The sequence below is a fragment of the Streptantibioticus silvisoli genome (assembly GCF_027947535.2).
Lineage (GTDB): Bacteria > Actinomycetota > Actinomycetes > Streptomycetales > Streptomycetaceae > Streptantibioticus_C > Streptantibioticus_C silvisoli.
On the sequence record NZ_JAAGKO020000052.1, the window covers coordinates 51165 to 62084 of the forward strand.

The following is a 10920-nucleotide window of genomic DNA, read 5'->3' on the forward strand; positions in this document are numbered from 1 at the left end:
ACGGCATAGGGGTATTTCTCCCTACCGGAACCTGCGGTTCGGGACGCGAGCGGGCCTCGTGCCGGACATCTGATCACGTTTTTCGCTCATCCGGGATGGTCGGCGGTGGCGAAAATACGGAACGCGAGCACCGGACCCCGCCCCCGCTCGGCGGCGAGGTGTCCGACCCGGCGGGCCGCAGGCCGACCCCGCGTCAGCCGACGCGCAGATGTACACGCAGCAACTCCCTATGTCCCAGGTCCCGTTCACCCGTCGCCGCCCGTCCGAAGGGGCACCGTCGGCGCCTCGCCGGGCGCCGTTGACACGCCGTGCACCCCGCCGTGACACTGGGCTCGCGCTCGGCCTTGAACCGGTTCGGGGCCCACGGCGTGAGTCGCCTCCGGCACGCCCCCACCGCCGTTCCGCCGTACCTCCTGGCCGCCGTTCCGCGCCGCCGGGCAGCTCCCGCGCCGCCGTACCCACCGCAGCGGTCCGCCCGCCCCGGTCCGCGGCCGGTGCGGACCGCCGCCCGGACGCGACCGCGCCGTCAGAGGCGACCCGGGCGGGCACGGCGACTTCCTGGATCGCCGCCGTAACGTCAGGAAGGCATAACGACCATGGGAATGGTTCACCGTCGCGGTTTCCTCGGACTGGCCATGGGGGCCGTCATCGTTCCGGCGCTGCGCCCCATCTCGGCCGCGGCCTCCGCTCCGGGGCCGGCGCCCGCGGTGGCGCCGGCCGCCACCGGGGGATTCGTCTACCCGGCGCCCGGACAGAGCACGGGGTCCGGCGTGCTGCCCGCCAAGCCGGCGAGCGTCGAATACCTGGGGGCGCAGGACTACGGGACGGACGTCGCACGGGACCTGGGCTTCTCCGGCGTCGTCAACGGCCAGTCGGTGTGGACCTACGGCGACACCCTGGTCCCGAACGGCAGCGGTGGCTACGCCCTGTCGGCGTCGGACAGCGTGGGCCTCGGCGACTCGTCGAACCCGTTGCGGGTGTACGACACGGTCAACTCCTCGGGCTGGCCGTCGGAGTGGATCCCGCTCAACGCGGCGGAGAACGCGAACGGCGGCCTCAGCCGCTACGGCATGGGCGGCACCAACGTCGTGGAGTACGCCCCGGGCAAGGGCCTGGTGTGGTATCTGAAGAACGACCGCGGCACGGACGGGCAGGGCATCGTCGGAGCCGGTGTCGCCACGGTGACCGCCGGCCCGGGCGGCGCGGTCGCGACCCGCACGAGCGACACGACGTGGGGACCGACCGAGCCGCACTGGGGCGACGTGGGCGTCACGTACAACCCGCTCGACGGGAAGGTCTACGTCTACGGGCACGGGCCCGACCCCTACGGCCTCAACGTGTACCTCGCGCGGGCCTCCGCCGCGCAGGCGACGGACGTCTCCGCCTACGAGTACTGGAACCAGTCCGCACAGGCGTGGACCAACCTGCGCTTCTCCCTCAGCGGGGCGCTCGGGACCGTGAAGCTCTCCGACGACCTGGCGCTCTTTTCCCACCAGGAACTCGGCCAGTCGAACGCGTTCTGGAGCAACCACTTCAACACGTGGATGTTCGTGGCCGGTGCGAACGTCGGATACACCGACATCATGGTGATGACCGCCCCGGCCCTGGAGGGCCCGTGGACCGCGCCGGTCACCGTCGCGTCCACCTGCCCCGGCAACGTGTGCAGCGCCATCCGGTACGCCATCGCGCCGCACCCGGAGTACGACCCGACCGGCGAGACGATCCTGGTCACCTGGACCGACTCCAACGTCGTCCAGACCGCTCGCATCCACTGGCAGTGACCCGCGGTCCGCAGCCTGCGGCCCTGCTTTCCGTCGGCGGCCCGCGATCCGCGGCCCTGCTCACCGCTGGGGCGCGCATCGCTGCCGACGGCTGACCGCGATGTCCCACCGGTGCGTCTGCCCGGTCCCCGCGCGGGGGCCGGGCAGACCTGCGAAAAGGGGCGCGCCGACCCGGATCGACGAACGGCGCCCACCACGTTCTCCCGCCGATGCCTTGACATGTACAACGTTGTAATCGTGTCATAGGACCACGCCCGCCGCCCCGAACGAGGGGTGGCGGTTCGGGCCTGCCCGCCCACCGCCGACCGCGAGTGGGGACCCCACCGCCGCAGCACCGCACCGCCGCCGCACCGCACCGCCGTACTGCTGCACCGCACCGCCGCAGCACCGCACCGCTGTACCGCTGCCCCGCCGCACCGCCCCGCACCGCCGCGCCACCTGGCACACCGTCTCCTCAGCCCCGCGCGATCGTGGGCGCCCGGCCGCACCCGCGAGCCGGCCGCGCTCCGACCGGCCGCTCCGCCCCTGCCCCGCCCCTGCTCGGCCCCGACCGCCCCGCCGGCCACACTCCCGGGAGCACCCATGCCGATCATCCGTCCGACCGCGCTGTTCGCGGCGATCCTGTGCGCGGTGGCGATGCTGTTCACCGGTGTCCCACCGGCCCGGGCCGAGTCCAACGGCGGCGTGCGCATCATGCCGCTCGGCGACTCCATCACCGACGGGTACACCACCCCCGGCGGCTACCGCACCGACCTGTGGCAGTACCTCGCGGCCGACGGACACACCGACGACTTCGTCGGCTCCCAGTCCAACGGGCCGGCGCAGCTGGGCGACCACGACCACGAGGGCCACCCCGGCTGGCGCATCGACCAGATCGACGCCCAGGTGACCGGCTGGCTCCAGGCCACCGACCCGCGCACCGTGCTGCTGCACATCGGCACGAACGACATGACCCAGGACTACGACCCGGCCGACGCCCCCGCCCGGCTGTCGAAGCTCATCGGCGACATCACCACCGCCGACCCCGGCGCCGACGTGCTGGTCTCCGACCTGATCCCGATCGCCGACCCGACCGCCGAGGCGCTGGCCGAGCAGTACAACGCCGCGGTGCCCGGCGTGGTCGCCGACTGGGCCGCGCAGGGCCGGCACGTGCACTTCGTGTCCATGCACGACGCCCTCACCACCGCCGACCTGACCGACGGCGTCCACCCGACCCCCGGCGGCTACTCCAAGATGGCCGCCCGCTGGTACTCCGCCCTGATCTCCTCGCCGGTCACCCGCTGGGAGGCGGAGAACCCGGCCTACACCACCGTCCAGGACGCCGACCACCCCGCCGACACGACCGCCTCCGGCGGTTCGAAGACCGGGCACATCGACAACGCGGACAGCTTCCTGCGCTACAGCATCAACGCCCCCTACACCGGCCAGTACCGCATGTACGTACGCGCCGACAACGGCATGGGCACCGTGTGCACCCACAACCTCACCGTCGACGACGCCCCGGCGGTCACCGTCTCCTATCCCTCCTACGGCTGGGGCAACTGGACGATGACCGGCGTCAACGTCCAGCTGAACCAGGGGGCCAACACCCTCACCTTCGCCAAGGGCGACTGCTACGCGGAGATCGACTCCATCGACTTCGCGACCCTCGGCGCGCCCACCCCCTGGATCTGAGCGCCCCCGGATCCGAGCGCTCCCTGGACCTGAACGGGCCGGGCTGCGGTGGTGGTGGCGGGTGCCGTCCACCACCGTCCGTCCACGGTTCCCGTCCGCCCGCCGTCCGCTGTTCCTGCCTGCCCCTGCCCGCCGTTCCTGCCCGCCGTTCCCCCGCGCGGGAACGGCGGGCCCGTGTTTGACTGTCCGGGTGGAAAGCAAGCGCGTTCCCACGTTCGCCAGGCGTCCCGGCCGTTCCGGTGCGGGGGCGCGGAGCGAGGTGCGTGCCCGGGCCGCCGCGGAGCGCGAACGGGTGCGCCTCATGATCTCCATCACCGCCCGGGCCGGCCAGTACCGCAAGGGCCTGGTGCACGCGGCCGGCCGGCTGAGTACCGAGGAGGCGGTCATCCTCGCCGACCTCGAACGGCACGGCCTCCAGGTGCCGCAGCTGCACGACGTGCTCTGCGGCGGCCATGTGCTGGTGGACGATCCGGGACTGTACGAGGAGTGGCGGTTCGACAGGGTCAGCCACCCGCGCATCTCCAGCCACCACCGCGACATCGACAAGACGCGGTACCCCGATATCGGCATGCGCGGGAACGTGGTGCGGGAGAAGCTGCACGGGCGCACCCAGCAGGGCACCTGGGTGCAGTTGGAGAAGACACCGGCGGCCTTCGGCCAGCGCAAACTGCCGAGCTTCGACGACGTGCGGCACCTGATGGACTACGTCGTCTACCGGATCACCCGCAGCAACGTCGGCCCCTGGGGGCTGTCGCGGATGACGGAACGCCGTCCGATGTACCTGTCGCCGATGCTCGCGGTCCCCACGCGACTCACGCCGCCGGTCGCTCGGTCGCTGACCCGGGCGCTGCACCGGATCGAGGAGAGCGACGACGTCACGGCCGTCTCCGCGGACCTGGCCTCCCACGTTCCGCCGCCCGAACGGGCCGATCCGGCAAACGAGTTGGGGCGGGCGCTGTCGGGCAGGGGCGGGCGCGGACTGTTCGGGAGTTCCGAGGTGTGGGTCACCCAGGCCCCGTCGCCCAGCGCCGCCGCAGTCCTCAGCGAGAGCCACAGGCCGCCGCCGGCGGACACGTGGCGGGTGGGAGAGCCGACATGAACGACGACCAGCGCAACGCCGGTGCCACCGGGCCGGGTTCGGCCGGCCAGCCGGACGCCGCGTCAGTGCCGGAAGGTCTGGTGACGGCGGTGGTGGGCCTGGTGGACACCGGTCCGGTCATGCTCGGCGCCTACACCATCGCCGAACTGACCGCGGTGGACGCCATCGTGGACTTCCTGGAGGCCCGTCCCTCGGACGAGGTGCTCGCCGAGGCGGTCCGGTCGCTGGCGGCGCGGCAGTTGCTGCTGGCCGGGTCGTCGCAGGAACAGGTGGAAGTACGCGGTGACTTGGGGATCGCGGTGGCGTTCCAGCAGCGCGCCCGCATGGTGCTCGACGCCCGCTCGGCCGGGACGGAGCCGGGGGAGCCGTGGCGCATCCTGGTGCTGCCGCAGCCGGAACGGATCTGCCTGGTGGTGCGCATCGACGCGCTCGGGGTGCACGAGATCGCCCTCCACAAGCTGGACGAGACGCTGCGGATGCTCACCGAGTGGCTGCCGCGCGGCTCGGCGGCCGGGGAGGAGACCGTGGCGGACGCGGACGTGCTGCTCACCGGTTCCGAACGGTCGGCGCTGGTGACCGTCACCGAGTACACGGCGCAGGGGTCCGCGGAGATCGCCGGCGACAGCAGGGACCTGATCCTGGCCCGCCGGGACGGCCGCCTGCACGCACTGTCGCGCAAGCGGTCGGCCCACCAGGACGGCGTATTGGAGCCGGCCACGGTCGACGGCAAGGACGGCGTCCGCGACCGCCTGCTGGAACTGATCGCCGCGTGAGAGTCGCCTGACGCGGCCTCAACTCCGTTCCCCCGTAAGCCCCAGAAGTCCGCTCGCCGCCCGGTGTTCCTGAACTGCCGTGCGACGTGGGCCGGTTGGTCGTCCCGGCTCCCAACTCGCAGCGGGCAGGCGCCTTCCCGGCTTCCGCCGCCCCCCCGCTGCCGGAGCCCCGCCGTATGACGGACCTTGACCGCCGGCGTTGCTGCCTCACGGACCGCGGTGCGGAGGCCTTTCACAGACCCCCGGTGTAGAGCAGCCGGTTGGGGGAGTCGGGGCCGAGGGAGGTGATGACGTCCTTGGTGGAGGTGTCGGTGAGGCTGCGGATGATCTCCGGGGGTGTGATCCGGGGGTCCCGTTCTTCGAGGAGTGCCGCGGCGCCGGCGACGTGGGGTGCGGCCATGGAGGTGCCGCTGAGGGCGTGGGAGCCGCCGCCCAGTTGCACGGAAACGATGCCCACGCCGGGCGCGTAGAGCGACACGCAGGGGCCGAAGTTGCTGAACCCGGCCTGGCGGTCCTGGCGGTCGACGGCGCCCACGGTGAGGGCCTTCGCCGCCCGGCCCGGGGAGGCGTCGCACGCGTTCCGCGCGTCGTTGCCGGCGGAGACGACGGGCAGGACACCGCGGTCGGCCAGTGCGTCGGCGGCCGTGTCGATCGCGACGGACGCCGCCTCACCGATGGACGCGTTCAGGACGGCCGGACGCCGGGCGTGGGCGGCGACCCAGTCAAGGCCGGCGATCGTCTGGGCCGCCGTGCCTTCACCGGTGCAGCCCAGCACTCGGACCGCGACCAGGGAGACCTCGCGCGCCACGCCGTAGGTCCTGCCGCCGATGGTCCCGGCGACGTGGGTGCCGTGGGAGTGGCAGTCCTGGCCGTCGTGCCCGTCCCCGACAGCGTCGAACCCGACGGTGGCGCGTCCACCGAACTCCGCGTTGCCGGTCTCGATCCCGGTGTCGAGGACGTACGCGGTCACGCCACGGCCGGTGCCGTCGACGGTGAACCGGTCGTCGAGGGGGAGTGCGCGCTGGTCGATCCGGTCCAGGCCCCAGCTGCCGACCGCCGGCTCCGGTCCGTTCGCCGCGTGGGGCGTCCGCCCGGTGCCCCGGCCCGCCGCGTCCGGCGGCCGTGTCCCGTCGAGCGTGACCTCGCTGTTCTCCTCGATGGCCTCGACGGCGGGCAGCGTTCGGGCCAGCCCCAGTTGGAGGGGCGTGAGGGTCGCGGCGAACCCGCGCAGCGCGGTGCCGTAGGTGAACAGCGCCCTGACCCCCAGCCTCCCGAGCACCTCCTGCGGTGAGAACGCGGGTTTGACCGTGACGATGTACTGGCCCGGCACCGCCCGGGCGGAACGCTCCACCGCGACCGGCCGTCCGCCGGGCGCGGCCACCGCGCCCACCCCGCCGGCCGCCGGAACGACGAGCAGAAGAACAGGTACCACCCAACGCACCAACGCGCGCATCGACACTCCGTTGAAAAGACGAAAACAACACGGACACTCCCGGCCACGAAGCGGCCGCATCCTCCCTTTCGGCCGCAGGCCCGCACAACTTGAGTACGGCGGGACGGCGGGACGGCCGGATCGGCGGAACCGGGACCGTGATGCCGGACAGGCGTGCGGCCCGGTCCGGGCCGTTCCGGCCGGACCCCAACGGGCTCGCGGGAGGCCGTCCGTCGCGGCGAAGGCGGCGCACCGGCCGAGTTGTGCCGACCCCCCCACGGCTGCCCTCTCCCGCCGCAGCCTCGCGTGTACGGCCAAAGGATCACGTGCGCAGCCTCGCGTGTACGACCAAAGGATCACGTGCCGGATCGATTCACCTCCGGAACATGCGGGAGGGAATGAGCCCGGTGGGAAGGCGGGTGGTCAGCGGGGTTTGGGTTCTGCCGCCCAGGACAGGCGAAAGGGTGTCAACGAAAGGTCTTGGAACACTGTGCACGGTACGGAGCTGACTGTTCTCGCCGATGATTCGATGTCCACCGGGTCGGTCGGCCTGTTGCGTCTGTTCGGCGAGTTGGATCAGGACAGTGGAGCGCAGCTGTTCACCGAGGTCGGGGCGCAGGCGGAAGCCGGACGTCGGTGGATGGTACTGGAGTGTTCGCAGCTGGTTTTCTGCGATTCCAGCGGCCTCAATTGTCTGCTGCGGGTCCGGCAACTACTCGACCGCCAAGGCGGGGGATTGTTCCTCGTCCGCCCCCAGAAAAGCCTGGCACTCGTCCTGTCCATCACCGGTATCGATCAGGTCCTGTCCGTGACCGGAACCGTCGAGGAAGCGCTGCAAAGTACGCGCGAAGAGGCAAGGTCCACTGACCGGTCCGCCAGGTTACGCGATCACGGCATCGGATAGCCCGGCGCGGCGGTGTTCCGAGAGGCATCGGCGGTGCCGAGGTGTCGGCGAAAGGAGATTCACCATGAAACCCCCATCGGCTGCTGACCGCGGCACTGAACCGGTCGACGTGTGCCTCGACCTGGACGGCGACCCCACCTGCATCGCCCGGGCGCGGGACGCCGCCACCGCCTACCTCGCCCGCAGGGCTCCGTACGTCCCCAGCACGTTCCGGATGAATCTCCTGCTGGTCGTCTCCGAACTGGTCACGAACGCCGTCCGCCACGCGCCGGGTCCCCTGACGCTCTGCCTGGACCTGCTGCCGGACGGACTGGACGTCAGCGTGGAGGACTCCAGCCCCACCCCGCCGCAGTCCAGGGTCCCCGACCCGCGTCACGGTCCCGGCGGATACGGCTGGCCCATAGTCCAGCGCCTCGCGCGCCAGGTGCGCATAGTCCCCCGCCACGGCGGCAAGGCCGTCCACGCCGTCCTCACCTGGTAGAAGGACCGGGGGGATCGCGCAGCGCGGGCCGCAGGCTCTGCCGGGGGCACCGTTCCGCGACTCGCCCCGATTCACCGCGTCGCCGGGCCCGCTTTCGGCGGAAGTATCCGTACGTACATTCCCGTGGTCATCCCCGATTCGGTGGAGCCGGTGCCGGAATCGCCGCCGTCATCAACAAGCCCCGCACCGCCGGTGGCCTCGGTCTTTGCGTTCCAACGGTGGGTGGGTGGCCGCGCGTTCCACGGGTAGGGCACGAGCGCGTACCGGTGAAGGACGGACCCCTGGCGCTCGCCGTGCGGAACGGGGGCGGGAAAAATTTCGGCATGTATGTCCGCGACCCGGGAAGAAGTCGGCCAGGAGGTTGATGACAATGGGCGCTCTTCTTTTGGTGCTTCTGCTGGCGCTGGTGCTCGGCGGTGTGGGTTTCGCCGTGCATATCCTGTGGTGGGTCGCGCTGGTGGTCCTGGTCGTGTGGCTGCTCGGATTCGTCCTCCGAAGTGCGGGTTCCGGTGGCTCTCGGGGCCGTTGGTATCGATGGTGAATGGTTGAGCACGAGTTCTTGACTACAGAATATGGGTGGGGTCGCATCGAATCCGGTGCGACCCCACCCCTGATTCACCTGGTGTGCGGGCAGGCGGACAGCGCGCGGGCGTGGAGCCGGCGCCTGGCAGCCCCCGGCCGCACACGACGTGAAGGTTCCCGTTCGTGGTCGGCGTGTCGGTGTTCCGCCCGCGGCGGAGTCGAGAGGTCTTCCGGCTCCGCGGTGTGCTGAACCGACCGCCGCCGTCCACGAGTTCGGCAGGCGTGTTTCTTCAGGGGTCCGTGACACGGTGACGATCTTCCCGTCACCGGATTCGCCACCCGCCCCTCGCGCCCCGGGACGGAGCCTTGAGCAAGTATCGAGCAGTGGGGAGTCGCCGTGATCGGATATGAGCCCGACAGAGCTGGGGAGCGGACCACGCCCCCACCCGATAGCGGGAACGGCCGGGGCCGGGCGGTGATACTGGCCGGGATGCTGGCGGCCGCGGAGGCCGCGGCGCCCGTCGAGTCGCTCGACGTGGTCGCGCGCATACTCAAGGAACAACTCGGCGCCACGTCGGTGTCGTTCCTGATCACCGACTTCACCGGCGGCTCGGTCGTACGGCTGGGGACCGGCGGCGGCATCGAGACCAGGGAACCCGCCCCGCGCATCCCCCTGCGAGGCACCCTGTACGACGATGTGATCCGCACCCAGCGGCCGAGGGTGGAGGACAAGGGCGACGGCGCGCCGGTGCGAGTCGTCGTCCCGGTGACCAACCGCGGCGACGCCATCGGGCTTCTGGAGCTGTTCCTGCCCATGGCGCCGGACGTGGAGGTGATGCGTGAGATCGGGGAGACCGCGCACGCCCTGGCCTACATCGTCATCGCCAACCGCTCCTTCACCGACCTGTACCAGTGGGGCCGCCGCACCATCCCGCTGAGCCTGGCCGCGGAGATCCAGCACCGGCTGCTGCCGTCGTCCCTGGCGTGCGAGGCGGCGCAGTTCGCGGTCGCCGGGGCGCTGGAACCCGCCGCCCACGTCGGAGGGGACACCTTCGACTACGTCCTGGACCGCGACACCGTCCAGCTGTCGGTCACGGACGCGATGGGGCACGACGTCGACGCCTCGCTGCTGGCCACCTTGCTGGTGGGCGCCCTGCGCCGGGCGCGGCGGGCCGGTGCCGATCTCGCCGAGCAGGCCCGCCAGGCCGACCGGGCCATGCGCGAGCACGGCCGCCACAGCTACGTCACCGGCCAGCTGCTGCGCATCAGCCTGGACGACGGCCGCACCGAGTTCGTCAACGCCGGGCACCCCTGGCCGCTGCTGATGCGGGACGGGGAGGTGCGCGAGATCGCCCCGGAGATCGATCTGCCGTTCGGCATCCAGGTCCCGCACAACTACCGGGTCCAGTCGCTCGACCTGCGGCCGGGGGACCGGCTGGTGATGCTGACGGACGGCATGCTGGAGCGCAACGTCAAGAGCCTCGACCTGGCGAACCTGGTCGTCCGCACCCGCTTCATGCATCCCCGCGAGGCCGCCCGCGCCCTCATAACGGAGATCGTGGACAACCGCCACGGTCAGCTGGAGGACGACGCGACCGTCATGTGCCTGGACTGGTACGGCACCGGCCACTCCCAGCGGTACGCCGACACCGGCGCCGACCTCGCCGACGCCTCTCCCTCCGCCCAGGACGGCGCCGACCACTCCAGGGCGACGCGAGTCCGCTCCACCGGTGGATTCGACGGGGTCGGGACGGCCGGCGGCTTCGTCTCCGGTCCGGAGTCGTGAGCGGGGGAGCGGCGGCGCCCTGGGGCGTCGCGGGGCTGCCGCGAGGTCGACGTCGCGGTGCCGCCGTGCGGTGGGGACCGCTCGACTTCTCCGGTCGGTCGGGTGGTGGTTCTGGTCGGTGGGTGTGACGCGTGGGCCCCGGGACGGATTCCGTCCCGGGGCCCACGCGGTGGTGCTGGGTGGTGCTGCTTTTGTGGTTGTGGTGTTGGTGAATTCGGGTGTTGGGGTGTGGGGGTCAGTATGCGGAGTTCACGTTGTCCATGGAGCCGTAGCGGTGGGCGGCGTAGTTGCAGGCGGCGACGATGTTGGCGACGGGGTTGTAGATGTTTTTGGAGGTGCCGGCGACGTGGTAGGTGGCGAAGGTCGGGGGGATGACCTGGAGCAGTCCCTTGGAGGGGATGCCCTTCTGGGCGTTGATGTCCCAGTTGTTGATGGCGTGGGGGTTGCCGCTTGATTCGCGCAGGGCGT

10 protein-coding genes are annotated in these 10920 nt (G+C 71.6%); 8 read left to right on the forward strand and 2 right to left on the reverse strand.

Annotated features, from left to right (window positions below):
* Window positions 1-596: 596 nt before the first annotated feature.
* From POF43_RS27705 to POF43_RS27720, 4 genes are all read left to right on the forward strand, one after another.
* On the forward strand, window positions 597-1781 hold the full coding sequence (locus POF43_RS27705) for a glycoside hydrolase family 183 protein (protein ID WP_271325512.1): 1185 nt from the start codon (window positions 597-599) through the stop codon (window positions 1779-1781).
* A gap of 582 nt (window positions 1782-2363) precedes the next feature.
* On the forward strand, window positions 2364-3455 hold the full coding sequence (locus tag POF43_RS27710) for a GDSL-type esterase/lipase family protein (RefSeq protein ID WP_271315966.1): 1092 nt from the start codon (window positions 2364-2366) through the stop codon (window positions 3453-3455).
* Window positions 3456-3645: 190 nt separating this feature from the next.
* Window positions 3646-4554 (forward strand): hypothetical protein, encoded by a 909-nt coding sequence (locus tag POF43_RS27715; protein WP_271324212.1) that lies wholly within the window; start codon window positions 3646-3648, stop codon window positions 4552-4554.
* A complete protein-coding gene (locus tag POF43_RS27720) occupies window positions 4551-5327 on the forward strand; it encodes a hypothetical protein (RefSeq protein WP_271324211.1) in 777 nt (258 codons plus the stop codon). Before POF43_RS27715 ends, POF43_RS27720 begins: the two co-directional genes overlap by 4 nt.
* Before the next feature lie 232 nt (window positions 5328-5559).
* On the opposite strand, the gene POF43_RS27725 is transcribed toward POF43_RS27720, so the two are convergent.
* Window positions 5560-6780: a S8 family peptidase gene (locus tag POF43_RS27725; protein ID WP_271324210.1), complete on the reverse strand. Its 1221-nt coding sequence runs from the start codon at window positions 6778-6780 to the stop codon at window positions 5560-5562.
* 469 nt (window positions 6781-7249) lie between these two features.
* Here POF43_RS27725 and POF43_RS27730 point away from each other — a divergent pair, with 469 nt between their 5' ends.
* The 4 genes from POF43_RS27730 (at window position 7250) to POF43_RS27745 (ending at window position 10452) form a co-directional block, all read left to right on the forward strand.
* A complete protein-coding gene (locus tag POF43_RS27730; RefSeq protein WP_271324209.1) occupies window positions 7250-7663 on the forward strand; it encodes an STAS domain-containing protein in 414 nt (137 codons plus the stop codon).
* 64 nt (window positions 7664-7727) lie between these two features.
* Complete coding sequence (locus tag POF43_RS27735; protein ID WP_271324208.1) at window positions 7728-8144, forward strand: ATP-binding protein; 417 nt, start codon at window positions 7728-7730, stop codon at window positions 8142-8144.
* A 370-nt stretch (window positions 8145-8514) separates the two neighbouring features.
* Entirely contained in the window at window positions 8515-8685 is a 171-nt protein-coding gene (locus tag POF43_RS27740) for a hydrophobic protein (RefSeq protein WP_271315972.1), read from the forward strand.
* A 471-nt stretch (window positions 8686-9156) separates the two neighbouring features.
* The gene (locus tag POF43_RS27745; RefSeq protein WP_271324207.1) at window positions 9157-10452 is read left to right on the forward strand and encodes a PP2C family protein-serine/threonine phosphatase; all 1296 of its coding nucleotides are present in this window, start codon (window positions 9157-9159) and stop codon (window positions 10450-10452) included.
* A 235-nt stretch (window positions 10453-10687) separates the two neighbouring features.
* Here POF43_RS27745 and POF43_RS27750 read toward each other — a convergent pair.
* A partial coding sequence (locus POF43_RS27750) for a transglycosylase SLT domain-containing protein (RefSeq protein WP_271322395.1) occupies window positions 10688-10920 on the reverse strand: 233 nt, incomplete at its 5' end.